Genomic DNA, 14891 nt, shown 5'->3' on the forward strand with positions numbered 1-14891 from the left:
GCCGCTGCGTACTGCGCTCCAGATCCATTCTGGACCCGCGGGGACCGGATCGGAATGGGTTCAGGAGACCGCGCGCAGATCGATACTCGACAGCGGCGCGTCCGAACTCACCAGGTAGTGGCGCAGGGTGGCCCGGTCGTCGAGGACCAGCCAGTCGACGGTGTCGGTGAGCTCGGCGCGGCGCTCCTTGGTGGTGATCCCGAAACCGGCCGCGGGGGCGGTGCCCTCGGCGACCGGCACCGGGATCGCGCCGACCTTGCGCACGGCCGCCTCGGCGACGGTCGCCTCGATCGCGGGGTCGACCGCCAGCGCGATCCGGTTACCGGCGCCGCGGACCAGCAGCAGCCGGGCCAGCCGGTTCGCCCAGCGGTCGAGGTCGGCGTCGGCGAGCTGTCCGGCGGCGATCGGCGCGTCCGAGCGGCACGGCAGCTGGATGACATTGGTGGCGGTGACCGGAGTGCTCATCGGGTTCCCCTCGGAGGCTGGTGGGAGGTGTTTTCGGTACACCTCTAATCTCGCCGTCCGAGGGGACATCCGACAGCAACCCCAGCGTTGGAGACCCCGACTCCAAGGGGGAGCGATTTCCACCCAAGGTGGATGAACCCGGTGAGCCGCCGCCTCAGCGCACGTTTCCGCCGATGCTGAAGTGGGCGCCGGTCGGGTCGGTGAGCCCGGCCAGCCTGCCGTAGGGGCTGTCCATCACGCCGCCGACATCGGCGAGCACCGCCATCGTGCCGAGATCGCCGACCGCCATCGGCTCGACAAACACCTTCCCGCCCGCCCCGCTCGCCTTCGCGGTGGTCGCGGCGGCATCGTCGGAGGCCAGGTAGACGGTCCAGCGGTCGGGGAACGGATCACCGTCATCGGGGACGCGGCCCATCGCGCCCGCGACGGCCTTGCCGTCCTTGCTCGAGGTAGCGAATCGAGACGGTGGCGGGTTCGCCGACCGTCATCGATCATGACGCGCCCGAGCTCGAAAAGTCATCGCCGACAACCATTGCACCCTCGCTACCTGCGGAGGAAGATACAGAGCGGCGCCCGCCCGGCATGCCACCGATCGTCTACGGCGCGCCGAATACGACACAGAGTAGGACCCGCGCGGAATGCTGCGGCAGCACGGTTTACGATTCTCTCCAACGCATGTCTGCTGCTGCACTTCATCGAGGCGCGGTCGACTCTGCGAGTGACGTACAGGCATCTTCAGGAGGATCAGTGACTGCGGTAGAGCCCAGGCCAGTCCCTCAGTTGGAAGCGACTCGACCGTATCCGGCTCGGACCGGGCCCAAGGGCTCGTTCCTCTACAAGGCGGTCACCACCACCGACCCCAAGGTCCTCGGCACCATGTACCTGGTGACCGCGATCAGCTTCTTCCTGATCGGTGGACTCATGGCGCTGCTGATGCGCGCCGAGCTGGCCCGCCCGGGTCTGCAGTTCCTTTCGCCGGAACAGTTCAACCAGCTGTTCACCATGCACGGCACGATCATGCTGCTGTTCTACGCGACGGCGATCGTGTTCGGCTTCGCCAACATCATCCTGCCGCTGCAGATCGGCGCCCCCGACGTCGCCTTCCCGCGACTGAACGCGTTCAGCTACTGGCTGTACCTGTTCGGCGGCACCATGGCGACCGCGGGCTTCGTGACCCCCGGTGGCGCGGCGGACTTCGGCTGGACGGCGTACGTGCCGCTCACCGACATCCTGCACTCGCCCGGCGTCGGCACCGACCTGTGGATCCTGGGTCTGGCCGTCTCCGGTCTGGGCACCATCCTCGGTGGCGTCAACATGCTCACCACCGTGGTCTGCCTGCGTGCGCCCGGTATGACCATGTTCCGCATGCCGATCTTCACCTGGAACATCGCGGTGACCTCGGTCCTGGTGCTGCTGGCCTTCCCGCTGCTGACCGCGGCGCTGTTCGGTTTGGCCTACGACCGCCACCTGGGCGGCCACATCTACGACCCGGCCACCGGCGGCATCCTGCTCTACCAGCACCTGTTCTGGTTCTTCGGCCATCCCGAGGTGTACATCATCGCGCTGCCGTTCTTCGGCATCGTCTCCGAGATCTTCCCGGTCTTCAGCCGTAAGCCGATCTTCGGTTACACCACGCTGGTCTACGCGACCCTGGGTATCGCGGCGCTGTCGATCGCGGTGTGGGCCCACCACATGTACGCCACCGGCGCGGTGCTGCTGCCCTACTTCTCCTTCATGACCTTCTTGATCGCGGTCCCGACCGGTGTGAAGTTCTTCAACTGGATCGGCACCATGTGGCGCGGTCAGTTGACGTTCGAATCACCGATGCTGTGGTCGATCGGCTTCCTGGTGACCTTCCTCTTCGGTGGTCTGTCGGGCGTCATCCTGGCCTCGCCGCCGCTGGACTTCCACGTCACCGACTCGTACTTCGTCGTCGCGCACTTCCACTACGTGCTCTTCGGCACCATCGTGTTCGCCACCTTCGCGGGTATCTACTTCTGGTTCCCGAAGATCACCGGCCGCATGATGGACGAGCGTCTGGCGAAGTGGCACTTCTGGACCACCTTCGTCGGCTTCCACACCACCTTCCTGGTGCAGCACTGGCTGGGTGCCGAGGGCATGCCGCGTCGCTACGCCGACTACCTGCCCAGCGACGGCTTCACCACGCTGAACACGATCTCCACCATCGGTGCCTTCATCCTCGGCTCGTCGATGCTGCCGTTCGTGTGGAACACCTTCAAGAGCTACCGCTACGGCGAGGTCGTCACCGTGGACGATCCGTGGGGTTACGGCAACTCCCTGGAATGGGCGACCACCTGCCCGCCGCCACGGCACAACTTCTACGAGCTGCCGCGCATCCGCTCGGAGCGCCCGGCCTTCGAGCTGCACTACCCGCACATGATCGAGCGGATGAAGGCCGAAGCGCACGTGGGCTGGGGCTCGGCCAAGCACAACGCGCACGCCGAAGACGCGCTCGCGAAGAAGTAGAAACACCGTAGGACACAGGGTGTGCACCTGCTGGGTGACCAGCAGGTGCACACTCTTTTTGTGGGTATTCGAACGGAGCAGATCGACTTGGCCGACACCACAGTTCTCGTGACCGTCACCGGCCCCGACCGACCGGGCGTCACGTCCGTGTTGCTGGCGGCGCTGTCACGGCATCAGGTGAGCTTGCTCGACGTGGAACAGGTGGTCATCAGGGGCAGGCTCACCCTCGGGGTGCTGGTGTCGTGCCCCAACGACCCCGAGGCGCTGCAGGACGAGCTCGAAGAGGCGATGAACACCGTCGGCATGCAGGTCGACGTGTCGGTCGACGCGCAGATCGGCAAGCCGCCCATGTCCACGCACGCCGTCGTGGTGCTCGGCGCACCCGTCACCGCGCACGCGTTCAGCGCGATCTCGCGGCTGCTGGCCGGCCTCGGCGCCAACATCGACACCATCCGCGGCATCGCCGACTACCCGGTGACCGGCATGGAGCTGATGGTCTCCGCCGCGGACTCCGGCGCCGACACCGACGCGCGGCTGCGCACCGCCCTGGCGGATGTCGCCGTCGCCGAACAGGTCGACATCGCCGTGGAGCGGGCCGGGCTGGCGCGCCGGGCCAAGCGGCTCATCGTCTTCGATGTGGACTCCACGCTGATCCAGGGCGAGGTCATCGAGATGCTGGCCGCGCACGCCGGCGTCGAGGAGCAGGTGCGTGAGGTCACCGAGGCGGCCATGCGCGGCGAGCTCGACTTCGCCGAATCGCTGCGTCAGCGGGTGGCCACCCTCGAGGGGCTCGACGAGTCGGTGATCGAGGAGGTCGCCGACCGGATCGAACTCACCCCGGGCGCCCGCACCACGATTCGCACGCTGCGGCGGCTCGGGTTCCGCTGCGGTGTGGTCTCCGGTGGGTTCCGGCAGGTCATCGAGCCGCTCGCGCACGAGCTGGAACTGGATTTCGTGCAGGCCAACACCCTCGAAATCGTCGACGGCAAGCTCACCGGACGGGTCATCGGCGAGATCGTCGACCGGGCCTTCAAGGCGACCGCGCTGCGCAAGTTCGCCGCCGAGGCGGGCGTGCCGATGGAACAGACCGTGGCGGTCGGTGACGGCGCCAACGACATCGACATGCTCAACGCGGCCGGACTCGGCGTGGCGTTCAACGCCAAGCCCGCGCTGCGCGAGGTGGCCGATACGGCGCTGTCGCATCCCTATCTGGACGCGGTGCTGTTCATCCTCGGCGTCACCCGCGACGAGGTGGAGGCCGCCGACGCCCGCGACGGTGGCGTGCGCCGGGTGCCGCTGCTCGGCCGGTAGGGGTCGAATCGCGACCTTCGGGACGTAGAGTGACGGCCGAGTGTCCGAGTCGTCGTTGTTCGTCACTGGGAGGCTGATGTGCGTAGGTCCCTGCTCGTCCTGGTCACCGTCACGGCGGCGGGCGGTCTGCTCGCCGGATGCGGTGACGACGACACGGCATCCACCGATGTCACCCTGTCCAGCATCCCGGTCCCGGACACCACCCCGGAGTCCGCGGTCGGGCCGATCACGGTCGACCAGTCCGCCAATGGCAGCACCGTGGAGTTGATCCTCGGCCAGCGGCTGGTGGTGCGGCTGCCGCAGGACCCGGCGTCGACCGAGCAGTGGGGGATCGTCGACGACGCGCAGGGCGTCCTGGTCCCCGACGGCGGGCCGGAGAGCGACGGCGGCACCACGGTGTGGCCGTTCCGGGCCATCGAACAGGGCGTGGCCACGCTCGAGTTCGTCTACGCTCCGGCCGGTGAACCGCCGGTCGAGCCGGACCCGACCTTCGTCGTGGACATCCGGGTCTCCTAGTCCGGCCCGGTTCGTCGGTGCCGCTCGCTAGGCTGGTCGATGGAGTTGGTGGCCTCGATCGAATCGGGTGTGGTGCATGGGTGGTGCCGAATTGAGCAGTGTGGAAACCGATCCGGCCGAGGTGGTCCGCGACGAAGCGGCCGAATTCGCGGTGCGGCACGCGGAATTGGCGCGGGGGTACGGCGGCATCGGTGACCCCGATGATCCGGCGCTGGTGCAGGCGATGCAGATGGTGCTGCACATTCCCAAGATCGATCCGCCCGCGCGCAGCGCGCTGCTGGAAGCCGCCGCGGCCGCCGCGCTCGCCGTGTGCCTCGATCCCCGATCCGGACCGGGCGGGGAATGGGAGTCGCGGTATCTGGGGTGGAAGCGGTCGCGGATCAGGAAGGTCGCGCGCCGGGCCCGCGGGGCGCAGTGGGTGGCGGCGGGCCAGGTCGACGGGGTGACCGTCGAGGTCGACGGTGCCCAGGCGCGCGCCTACGTTCCCGGACCGGTCGGCACGGTCGACCCGCGGATCCGCAAACTCCAGATCGGCGGCACCGACCTCGCCCACGACGAGCCGGGCCCGCCGGACCCGGAGCTACCCGTGCTGTGGGTGAACGCGGCACTGGAGATGTCGGTCGGCAAGGCCGCCGCCCAGGTCGGGCACGCGAGCATGCTGCTGGCCGGGGCGTTGCCCGTCGAGGCCGCTGCCGGGTGGGCCGAGCGCGGATTCCGCTGTGCGGTGCGCGATGCCGACGAGCGGCACTGGGCGCAGCTGTCCGCCGAGGTGGCGGCGGGGCGCGCGGTGGCCGTGCGCGACGCCGGATTCACCGAGGTCGCCCCCGGCTCGATGACGGTGATCGCCGTGCCGCCGACACGCTGACCCCGGCGACACGCGCGGGGTGAATTCGACGGTTCGGTTGCGGTTTTCGCGACCCGCCGCCACAAGGCGGTGTGGTGGTGTCTCCTCGGGGGTATACGTAACCGACGGCCGAGCACATCGAGGCACAGGGAGGTTCCGCGATGACGACGACGATTGTGGTGATCTTGCTCGTCTGGGTGGTGCTGTCGATCCCGGTGTCGTTCGTGGCGGCGCGGATGTTGCGCAGCGGGATCGGCTCCGAGCACGCTCGCCCGGCGAGGCGAACCGACGAATCCCACACGGGCCGGTCGTTCCACTGAGCGCCCGCGTGGGCCAAGATGGAGCGCGTGTCGCAACCCGATCCCGATCTGCTCATCGACTTCTCCGACGTCACCATCCGCCGCTCGGGCCGAACGCTCGTCGGCCCCGTGACCTGGCAGGTCGAGCTCGACGAACGCTGGGTGGTGCTCGGCCCCAACGGGGCGGGCAAGACCTCGCTGCTGAGAATGGCCGCCGCCGAGGTGCATCCGACCTCCGGTGCGGCAAACCTGTTGGGCGAGACGCTCGGTCGCGTCGACGTCACCGAACTGCGCCCGCGCATCGGGCTGTCCTCCGCGGCGGTGGCCAGCCGCATCCCGGTCGACGAGAAGGTCAGTGACCTGGTCGTGTCGGCGGGCTACGCGGTGCTCGGCCGCTGGCGCGAACGCTACGAGGACATCGACACCGAACGCGCCGTCGACATGCTCGAGACCCTGGGCGCCGAACACCTCGCCGAGCGCACCTACGGCACCCTGTCCGAAGGCGAGCGCAAGCGGGTGCTCATCGCCCGCGCCCTGATGACCGACCCGGAACTGTTGCTGCTCGACGAACCCGCCGCCGGACTCGACCTGGGTGGGCGCGAGGAACTGGTCGAGCGCCTCGGCGATCTGGCCGCCGACCCCGACGCGCCCGCCATGGTGCTGGTGACCCATCACGTGGAGGAGATCCCGCCGGGGTTCACCCACGCGCTGCTGCTCAAGGAGGGCGAGGTGGTCGGGCAGGGGCTGCTCGAGGACGTGCTCACCGCCGAGAACCTCAGTGCGGCGTTCAGCCAGTCCATCGCGCTGGACCGGGTCGACGGGCGCTGGTTCGCGCGCCGGGCCCGTCGTTCGGGGCAGCACCGCCGCGCCTGACCCTGTCCCGGTCCGCGGGCAAGCCCGTTCCTGACTCCACCAAGCAGGCGTTAGGGTGCGAAGGAGGCCGGTGCTGTGGCCGCGGCGGAAACGCGGCGGCTCGGCCGGGCCGCCACCCGGTGTCGACCGGGGTCGGTGCTGGTCGCCGCGGCTGTGCGCGTGGTGTGGAGAGGAACGAAACGATATGAGCGAGTCCGGGGTGCAGGCGCGCGACGCGTCGACGGTGATGCTGGTGCGCGACGGTGCCGAGGGCATCGAGGTGTTCCTGCAGCGGCGGGTCAAGGGGATGGCGTTCGCGGGCGGGGTCACCGTGTTCCCCGGCGGCGGCGTCGACGCGACCGACGCGACGGCCGACATCGCCTGGGCCGGACCGGAACCCGCCTGGTGGGCCGAGCGTTTCGCCACCGACGAGCCGACCGCGCAGGCCTTGGTCGCCGCGGCGGTGCGCGAGACCTTCGAGGAGTGCGGCGTCCTGCTGGCCGGGCCGACCGCGGATTCGGTCGTCGAGGATTCGGCGCGCTACCGCGAGGCCAGGGGCAAGCTCGAGCGCCGCGAACTCTCGCTGGCCGATTTCCTCGCCGCCGAGAACCTGGTGCTGCGCGCGGACCTGCTGCGGCCGTGGTCGAACTGGATCACCCCCGAGGCCGAACCCCGCCGCTACGACACCCGCTTCTTCGTCGCGGTGCTGCCGCACGGCCAGAACGCCGACGGCGCCACCTCCGAGGCCGCGCAGGTGGTCTGGCGGACGCCCGAGCAGGCCTTGGCGAGCTGGCGGGCGGGCGAGCACGTGCTGATGCCGCCGACCTGGTCCCAGCTCGACGCGCTGCGCGGTTTCGCCGACACCACCGCCGTGCTGGCGGGCGAGCGGGCGATCGAGCCGATCATGCCGAAGTACTCGCCGGGTGCCGCCGGTCATCCGCTCTCGGACTTCCCCGACAACGAACGGTATTTCGCGGAGCTGCCGGAGTTGGGCGCACTGGGCGGCCGGTAGGTTTGCCGCATGGCCGAATTCGTCACCATCGAGCTGCCCGCCGAGCCGACAACGCGGGGTGTCGCGCTGCTGCGCATCGACCGCCCGCCGCTCAATCTCGTCGACGCCCAGCTGGCCCGTGAGGTGGCGGCCGCGGCGGCGACGGTGGCCGAACATCCCGGGGTGTCCGCGCTGATCGTCTACGGCGACGAGCGGGTGTTCAGCGCGGGCGACGAGATGCGCGAGCTGGCCGAGCTCGACGCCGGGCAGGCCGCGGCCATGGCAGCCGATCTGCAGGCCGCGCTGGGCTGCCTGACCCGGGTGCCGCAGCCGACCGTCGCCGCGATCACCGGCTATTGCCTCGGCGCGGGCCTCGAACTGGCGCTCGGTGCCGATCACCGCATCATCGGCGACAACGTCAAGCTCGGCCTGCCCCAGATCAAGGCGGGCCTGATCCCGCTGTCGGGCATCCGCAGGCTCTCGCTGCTGATCGGTGCCAGCCGGGCCAAGGACCTCGTCTACACCGGCCGCCTGGTCGACGCCGAGGAGGCCGCCGCCCTCGGCCTGGTCGACGAGGTCGTCCCGCCCGACGACGTCCTCACCGCCGCCCGCACCTGGGCCGCCCAGTTCGTCACCGCCGCCCCCCGCGCCCTCGCCGCCGCCAAAGCGGTCTTCGAAGCGGGCCCGCACGGCCACTCCGCCGCCGTCACCGAATGGTCGGCCCTCTTCGACACCGAAGACGCCCGAGTCGGCACCCGCACCTACGCCGCCGAGGGGCCCAACAGCGCGATCTTCACCGGGCGATGAGCTGAATCTCGATTAACTTCGCCGGACGGAGAGCGCATTCCGGCTGTGTGGCGCCGATGGCGAGCGGTGATGCGCCATGCGCATGGGTGAGTGCCCGACCAGCCCGAACAGGTCCCGCTGGGGCCATGTGACCGGTGTCGGATTCATCACGTCGGCGGCCTCAACGGAGTCGCCGGGGAGGCGGCCAGGGTTTTCCGTAAGCCAGGTACGCTGCTGTGTTATGACGGTTCACCCCGATGACCCGGCGCCGAACCCGCACGCCACCGAGGCCGAGGTCGAAGCAGCGCTGAAGGACACCAAGCTCGCCCAGGTCCTGTATCACGACTGGGAAGCGGAGACGTATGACGACAAGTGGTCGATCTCCTATGACGAACGCTGTATCGCGTATGCCCGCGGCCGGTTCGACCTGGCGGTCGGTCCCGCCCCGCTGCCCTACGAGCGGGCGCTCGAGCTCGGCTGTGGCACGGGGTTCTTCCTGCTCAACCTGATGCAGGGCGGCATCGCGAAGACCGGTTCGGTCACCGACCTCTCGCCCGGCATGGTCAAGGTCGCGTTGCGCAACGCCGAGCACCTCGGCCTCGATGTCGACGGCCGCGTGGCCGACGCCGAGACCATCCCGTACGACGACGACACCTTCGACCTGGTCTGCGGCCACGCCGTGCTGCACCACATCCCCGACGTGGAACTGGCGCTCAAGGAGTGCCTGCGCGTCCTCAAGCCCGGCGGCCGGTTCGTCTTCGCCGGCGAGCCGACCACCGTCGGCAACCTCTACGCCCGCAAGCTCGGCCAGGCCACCTGGAAGGTGACCACCGAGATCACCAAGCTGCCCTTCCTGTCCGGCTGGCGTCGTCCGCAGACCGAGCTGGACGAGTCCTCCCGCGCCGCCGCGCTCGAGGCCGTCGTCGACCTGCACACCTTCGACCCGAGCGAGCTCGAGAAGATGGCGGCCTCGGCCGGTGCCGTCGACGTGAAGGCCACCACCGAGGAATTCGCCGCCGCCCTCTGGGGCTGGCCGGTGCGCACCTTCGAAGCGGCCGTGCCGGACGAGAAGCTCACCATCGGCTACCGCATGGCGCAGTACCGCGCCTGGCTGGGCCTGAGCTGGCTCGACGAGAACGTGCTGCGCAAGGTCGTCCCGCGTGAGTTCTTCTACAACGCGATGATCACCGGCGTGAAGCCGGGCGCCGCGCAGAAGTAGGTGGGCTACCGCTTCGGCCGCGACGACGTCGCCTACCTCGGCAGCGCGGCGGGACGCGCCGCGCTGACCGAGGTGGACCGGCTGGAGCTGACCCCCGCGACGCACCTGCGCGATATCGAGCAGGTGCGTCGCTCGTTCGGCGAGCAGGCCGCGGCGCTGATCGAGACGGTGCGCCTGCGCCGCAAGGCCGCGGTGAAGCTGCCCGCGGCCGCCTCGTGGCTGTTCACCGACGACGCGCTGCAGCAGGCCACTCCCGCACTCGTCGCCCGGCACCGGGCCGCCCGCCTGGCCGGGCGCGCGGTGCACGACGTCACCTGTTCGATCGGTGCGGAGCTGGCCGAGCTGGGCGCGGTGTGCCCGGCGGTGATCGGCAGCGACCTCGACGAGGTGCGGTTGGCCATGGCCGCCCACAATCTCGGCGTCGCGCCGCTGTCGAGCCTCGGACGGAGTGCTGCTTCGCAGGCCTCGGACACGCGCCACGGCATCGAGCCGGACAACGGCCTCGACGACGGCGCTTCCGCCCGGAGCGAGTCCGATGTTTCCGACCAGGCGACGTGGAGCCGAAACATCGTGCTGGCCAGGGCTGATGCCCTCATACCGACCACCCGCGACACCGTGATCATCGCTGACCCGGCCCGGCGCGCCGACGGTCGACGCACCTACGATCCGGCGAAACTCCAGCCTCCGCTGCCGGATCTGCTGTCCGCCTACGCGGGTCGCGACATCGCCGTGAAGTCCGCCCCCGGCCTGGATTTCGACCGCCTCGGCTGGGACGGCGAGGTCGAGATCGTCTCCCTCGACGGCGCCGTCCGCGAAGCCTGCCTCTGGTCACCCGGCCTCACCGACGGCATCACCCGCCGCGCCACCGTCCTCGACTCCCGCGGCGCCGCAACCACTCTCACCGACGCCGACCCCGACGACATCCCGGAACGCACCCCCGGCGACTGGATCATCGACCCCGACGGCGCCATTGTCCGCGCGGGCCTGGTCCGCCACTACGCCGCGAAACACGGCCTCTGGCAACTCGACCCCCACATCGCCTACCTCACCGGCGACAAGGTCCCCCCTGGCGTCCGTGGGTTCCGCATCGAAGACCGCTTCGACCTCCGCGAGAAGACCCTGCGCCAGGAACTCGCCCGCCGCGACTGCGGTGCCCTCGAGATCCTGGTCCGTGGTGTGGACGTCGACCCCGATGCCCTGCGCAAGAAACTCAAACTCCGCGGCACCCGCCCCTACACCCTCGTGATCACCCGAATCGGCCGCACGGGAACGGTTTTCCTGTGTACCGCGCACGCCCCGGCGCAGTCGACAGCACGCTGAGAGTCGCCGTCTCGGCGTCCACAGGGAATCGCGATAGGGTCTGTCCAGCCGGAGTCCGGTGGTCACAGCAGCGCGGTGGGAGGGTCGTCGATGATGGTGATACCGAGAGAAGTTCCTTCGGCGCCTGGGAAGTTCGTGAACCGGCAGCCGGATTTCGCCTGGATCGACGGGTTCTGGGCGGGTGGCGGCTCTGCGCGCGTCGGGGTCTGCACCGGTCTGCCGGGCGTCGGCAAGACCGCGTTCGTCCGCCGCTGTGTCGAACGGGTCAGGGACGCTGGGCTGTTCGCCGACGGTGACCTGCACGTCGACTTCGGCCCGGCCGACGGCGAACGGACTTCCGTCGCCGACGCGCTGGCGGCCTGCCTGACCGCCCTCGGTGTGAGCGCCGACCTGATTCCGCCGACCTTGGCCGCGCGGGCCAACCGACTGCGCACCCTCACCGCGCACAAGTCGGTGCTGATCGTGCTCGAGAACGTCTCCGAACCGGCGCAGGTGCGGCCGTTCGTGCCGAACAGCGCGTCGAGCGCGGTGCTGGTGGCCAGCAACAGCCCGCTGAGCGAACTGTCGCTCGACGGTGCCGAGGTGCGACGGTTGGCGCCCTTGACCGGCGCGGCGGGCGCGCATCTGCTCGCCGAGTGGATCGGCGCCAGAGCCGAGGTCGAGCCCGCCGCGGTGGCCGATCTGGTCCAGTTGTGCGGGGGACTGCCGGTGGCGTTGAAGATCGTGGCCAAGCAGCTCGCGGCTCGTCCCGCCCGCAGTGTCGAATCCGTGGTCGCCGCGATCACCGCCGACGAGACCGGGTTGGCGCCGTTCGCGGTGGCGGGTCGGGAGAGCCCGTTCGCGGTGTTCTCCCAGGCGTACGCGGCCTTCGCCGAAGACGACCCCGATCATGAACGGGCCGACGACACCGCCCGGCTCTACCGGCTGCTCGGCCTGTATCCGGGCCACGATCTGACCAGGGATACCGTCGCCGTGCTGTTCGGCCGGGACGCGGCGCGCGCGAATCGGGCCGCCGACGCCTTGATCGACGCCGGGCTGCTGGACGAGGACTCCGCTGAGCGACTGTCGCTGCACCCCCTGCTGCGTCGGCACGCGGCCACCCTGGCAGACAAGCTCGACTCCGATGTCGAACGCGCCGACGCGCTGCGCCGGGTCACCGAGTACCTGCTCGTCCAGGCCGCCTTCGCCGACCTGGCCCTTCTCGGCGACAAGCGATTTCGCTGCACCCCCGCCGCCGTGACCGCGGGCTTCGGGCATCCGTTCACCGGAGCGGATGCCAAGCGCTCGGCCCTGGACTGGCTCGACGGCGAACGGCGGAATCTGCTCGCCGTGCAGCGCGTCGCCGCCGTCCGCGGCTGGCATGATTCGTCCTGGCAGCTCGCCGAAGCGTTGTCGGCGCTGTATGTCAGCAGGCGGTACTACGTCGACTGGACGACTTCCAGCGAGATCGGCGCAACTTCGGCGCGGCTGGCGGGCGATGTGCGCGCCGAGGCCCGGCTGCGCAGTTTCGTCTCGCGGGCCTGGACCGAGCTGGGTCGGCTCGACCGTGCGCGCGAGGAACTGCTGGGTCAGGCCCTGCCGCTGGCCGAGTCCACCGGTGACCGGCGACTGCTCGCCTCGGTGTGGGAGTTCGTCGCGCGCTATCGCGAGGCGGCCGAACCGGATGGCGCGCAGGAGGCGTATCAGCGGTCGGTCGACCTGTTCGAGCGGGAGAACGACGCGCGGGGTGTGGCCTTCGTGCGGTTCTTCGCCGCGAAGGCCCGGCTCAGCGCGGGTGATCCCGCTCGGGCCGAGATCGAGATGCGCGCCGCCCTCCCGCTGATCCGCGCGGTCGGCGAGGCCCGGATGCTCGGCCGGTGTCTCACCGAGCTCGGCCGGATGCTGATCGAGGACGAATCGGCGGAGGCACGAGTCCTGCTCACCGAAGCCGCGGAGGTCCTGGATGCGGGCGGGCACACCTTCTACGAGGCGCAGGCACAGGAACAACTGGCCCATGTCGCCGAGCGCTCGGGGGACATCGCGGCCCGGCGCGCCGCGCTCACCCGGCTGGTCCAGCTGCACCGTGACCTCGGATCCGACTGCGTCGACCAGTTCACGGCCGCACTGGATCAACTGCCCGATCCCGCGTGAACGTCACCTCGATCACGGTGTGACCTGCCCGGACGGCGATGGGCCCATCCAGCGGGTGCTGGCCGATCAGACCGCAATACAGCGCGGACGCGACGAATTCGGCTCGGGCCGGATGCACCGGGGACACCGTCGCACGGATGACCGTGCCGTCGCGTACGACTGCGAGCGCACCGTCGACGGTCGGCGTGACGGCGAGCCGGGCACCCGGATACTCCGACAGCGCCGACCGTGCCCACTGCACACCGGCCGCCTCGTCGAGGTCCCGATCGTGGGTGATGGCGGCGGCGCGTTCGAGCAGTTTCGGATCGGGTTCGGTCTCCGCCGCGACGAGATGGGTGTCGGCTCGCTGGTCGGCGTACCGGTCGACCGACGCCGGGAACCGCACCAGCTCGAGTGTCGCGCCGACGATCGGACGGGTCTCCACGAAGCAGGTGGTCACCGGCCGGGTTCGGCAGCGCGGCACCGGGATTCGTCGCAACGGGGTGGCGTCGGGCAGCGGAGACAGTCCGAGTTCGCGATAGATCAGCCGCTGGACATTGGTGGCGGCGTCACCGACCTCTGCGAACACCCGATCGGTCACCGGACGGTAGCGACCCGGGCGGTGCGATCGTCTCGCCTCGTCGAGTTTCCGGCGCAGATCGCCGTCGGTGCCCAGGGTGCCCACGGCGGCGGCCAGGTCGTCGGCGGGGGTGCCGGGGACGGTTTCGGTCGAGCGCCCGACGGTCAGCAGAGGCAGGTCCAGCGAGGCGGCGAACAGTCCGAGCGAGCCCTGATCGGAGATCACCTGATCGGCCGCGATCAGGGCGGCGTGCCAGCCCGCCTCCGGTGGCATCAGGATCAGCCCGGCATCCAGCGCCGAGGCCAGCCACAGCTCGATCGCGTACTCGCCGTACCGGGCCCACACGTTGGGATGCAGCACGGTGACGACCTGATAAGAATCCAGTGGCAGCGCCCCGAGCAGTCGCGCGGGCAGCGTGGAACCGCGCCCGATCAGCGATTCCGGACCCCAGGTGGAGGCGAGCGTGATCAGGATTCGGTCGCCGGTGTCCATGGCGCGGCGGTAGCGGTCGCGCAGGCTTCGGCTGGCGAGCAGCCGATCGAAGGTCGGGTCGCCCACCGTCTCCGCGCAGGCCGCCGCGCGCGGGCTCGTCGCTCGCAGTTGCTCGCGCTGGTCGGGATGCGACAGCGCGATGATCACCTTCCCGGTGCGCAATGCCCGCTCCGACGGCAGCCCCGCCAGGCGTAGCTGTGTTCGGCGCCCGCTGGGCAGGAATTTGTTGAAGCCGAGTCCGTGCGGCAACAGAATGGTCCGGCTGTGAATTGCGGCGAAGTCGACGTTCTCGCTCGCGGCGAGGGCCAGATGATAGGGGAATCGGCGTTGGGTGACGTGTGACCACGGAACGATCTCGACGCCTTTGTCGCGCAGGAGTTCGGGCACGCCGGTACTGAATGCCGAGGCGTCGTCGATGGTGAACACCGGTTTGACGCGGAAATCGTCACGGAGCCACTGGGCGGCTTCCAGGAGGCGATAGGTGGAGGTGAGCGTTCTCGCTACCAGCAGGATCGTGTACTCGTCCGGGAAGGTGTTCCAGATCGGATCATAACGTCGCGCAACGGTTCTCCGGCGAAACATCATCGGGGCGGAACCCGCCGAGAACGCCCGGAATCACC

Annotated in this window: 14 protein-coding genes; 11 read left to right on the forward strand and 3 right to left on the reverse strand. The window is 69.9% G+C overall.

Features of this window, described 5'->3' with window-relative positions; translation table 11 throughout:
• Nucleotides 1–60 precede the first annotated feature (60 nt).
• Both ACFVVM_RS20110 and ACFVVM_RS20115 read right to left on the reverse strand, forming a co-directional pair.
• Nucleotides 61–465 carry a hypothetical protein gene (locus ACFVVM_RS20110; protein ID WP_387620241.1) on the reverse strand — a complete coding sequence of 135 codons (405 nt, stop codon included), beginning with the start codon at nucleotides 463–465 and terminating at the stop codon, nucleotides 61–63.
• A 154-nt stretch (nucleotides 466–619) separates the two neighbouring features.
• The gene (locus ACFVVM_RS20115; protein ID WP_387620244.1) at nucleotides 620–880 is read right to left on the reverse strand and encodes a hypothetical protein; all 261 of its coding nucleotides are present in this window, start codon (nucleotides 878–880) and stop codon (nucleotides 620–622) included.
• 332 nt (nucleotides 881–1212) lie between these two features.
• Here ACFVVM_RS20115 and ctaD point away from each other — a divergent pair, with 332 nt between their 5' ends.
• The 11 genes from ctaD to ACFVVM_RS20170 all read left to right on the forward strand — a co-directional run bounded on the left by ctaD (nucleotide 1213) and on the right by ACFVVM_RS20170 (nucleotide 13220).
• A complete protein-coding gene (gene ctaD / locus ACFVVM_RS20120; RefSeq protein WP_387620246.1) occupies nucleotides 1213–2952 on the forward strand; it encodes a cytochrome c oxidase subunit I in 1740 nt (579 codons plus the stop codon).
• A gap of 81 nt (nucleotides 2953–3033) precedes the next feature.
• On the forward strand, nucleotides 3034–4263 hold the full coding sequence (gene serB, locus ACFVVM_RS20125) for a phosphoserine phosphatase SerB (RefSeq protein WP_387620903.1): 1230 nt from the start codon (nucleotides 3034–3036) through the stop codon (nucleotides 4261–4263).
• 78 nt (nucleotides 4264–4341) lie between these two features.
• A complete protein-coding gene (locus tag ACFVVM_RS20130; RefSeq protein WP_387620249.1) occupies nucleotides 4342–4779 on the forward strand; it encodes a protease inhibitor I42 family protein in 438 nt (145 codons plus the stop codon).
• Nucleotides 4780–4855: 76 nt separating this feature from the next.
• Nucleotides 4856–5644, forward strand: a complete 789-nt coding sequence (locus ACFVVM_RS20135; RefSeq protein ID WP_387620251.1) for an aminoacyl-tRNA hydrolase — start codon at nucleotides 4856–4858, stop codon at nucleotides 5642–5644.
• A 140-nt stretch (nucleotides 5645–5784) separates the two neighbouring features.
• Nucleotides 5785–5943 carry a hypothetical protein gene (locus ACFVVM_RS20140; protein ID WP_387620253.1) on the forward strand — a complete coding sequence of 53 codons (159 nt, stop codon included), beginning with the start codon at nucleotides 5785–5787 and terminating at the stop codon, nucleotides 5941–5943.
• 18 nt (nucleotides 5944–5961) lie between these two features.
• On the forward strand, nucleotides 5962–6795 hold the full coding sequence (locus ACFVVM_RS20145) for an ABC transporter ATP-binding protein (protein WP_387620255.1): 834 nt from the start codon (nucleotides 5962–5964) through the stop codon (nucleotides 6793–6795).
• Nucleotides 6796–6979: 184 nt separating this feature from the next.
• Nucleotides 6980–7786 (forward strand): NUDIX hydrolase, encoded by an 807-nt coding sequence (locus tag ACFVVM_RS20150; protein ID WP_387620257.1) that lies wholly within the window; start codon nucleotides 6980–6982, stop codon nucleotides 7784–7786.
• Nucleotides 7787–7795: 9 nt separating this feature from the next.
• A complete protein-coding gene (locus ACFVVM_RS20155; protein ID WP_387620259.1) occupies nucleotides 7796–8572 on the forward strand; it encodes an enoyl-CoA hydratase-related protein in 777 nt (258 codons plus the stop codon).
• A gap of 220 nt (nucleotides 8573–8792) precedes the next feature.
• A complete protein-coding gene (locus ACFVVM_RS20160; RefSeq protein ID WP_387620261.1) occupies nucleotides 8793–9770 on the forward strand; it encodes a class I SAM-dependent methyltransferase in 978 nt (325 codons plus the stop codon).
• The gene (locus ACFVVM_RS20165; protein ID WP_387620263.1) at nucleotides 9771–11090 is read left to right on the forward strand and encodes a class I SAM-dependent methyltransferase; all 1320 of its coding nucleotides are present in this window, start codon (nucleotides 9771–9773) and stop codon (nucleotides 11088–11090) included.
• 135 nt (nucleotides 11091–11225) lie between these two features.
• Complete coding sequence (locus ACFVVM_RS20170; RefSeq protein WP_387620265.1) at nucleotides 11226–13220, forward strand: hypothetical protein; 1995 nt, start codon at nucleotides 11226–11228, stop codon at nucleotides 13218–13220.
• Here the strand turns inward: ACFVVM_RS20170 and ACFVVM_RS20175 are convergent.
• On the reverse strand, nucleotides 13183–14856 hold the full coding sequence (locus ACFVVM_RS20175) for a hypothetical protein (RefSeq protein WP_387620267.1): 1674 nt from the start codon (nucleotides 14854–14856) through the stop codon (nucleotides 13183–13185). The genes ACFVVM_RS20170 and ACFVVM_RS20175 overlap by 38 nt on opposite strands.
• Nucleotides 14857–14891 lie beyond the last annotated feature (35 nt).

This window comes from Nocardia sp. NPDC058176 (assembly GCF_042883805.1).
Taxonomy (GTDB): Bacteria; Actinomycetota; Actinomycetes; order Mycobacteriales; family Mycobacteriaceae; genus Nocardia.

Bases quoted from the DNA above. Each gene is read 5' to 3' on its own strand.
- ACFVVM_RS20110 (WP_387620241.1), bottom strand. From the start codon at position 465: ATGAGCACTCCGGTCACCGCCACCAATGTCATCCAGCTGCCGTGCCGC.
- ACFVVM_RS20115 (WP_387620244.1), bottom strand. From the start codon at position 880: ATGGGCCGCGTCCCCGATGACGGTGATCCGTTCCCCGACCGCTGGACC.
- ACFVVM_RS20135 (WP_387620251.1), top strand. From the start codon at position 4,856: ATGGGTGGTGCCGAATTGAGCAGTGTGGAAACCGATCCGGCCGAGGTG.
- ACFVVM_RS20140 (WP_387620253.1), top strand. From the start codon at position 5,785: ATGACGACGACGATTGTGGTGATCTTGCTCGTCTGGGTGGTGCTGTCG.
- ACFVVM_RS20145 (WP_387620255.1), top strand. From the start codon at position 5,962: ATGGAGCGCGTGTCGCAACCCGATCCCGATCTGCTCATCGACTTCTCC.
- ACFVVM_RS20150 (WP_387620257.1), top strand. From the start codon at position 6,980: ATGAGCGAGTCCGGGGTGCAGGCGCGCGACGCGTCGACGGTGATGCTG.
- ACFVVM_RS20155 (WP_387620259.1), top strand. From the start codon at position 7,796: ATGGCCGAATTCGTCACCATCGAGCTGCCCGCCGAGCCGACAACGCGG.
- ACFVVM_RS20160 (WP_387620261.1), top strand. From the start codon at position 8,793: ATGACGGTTCACCCCGATGACCCGGCGCCGAACCCGCACGCCACCGAG.
- ACFVVM_RS20175 (WP_387620267.1), bottom strand. From the start codon at position 14,856: ATGATGTTTCGCCGGAGAACCGTTGCGCGACGTTATGATCCGATCTGG.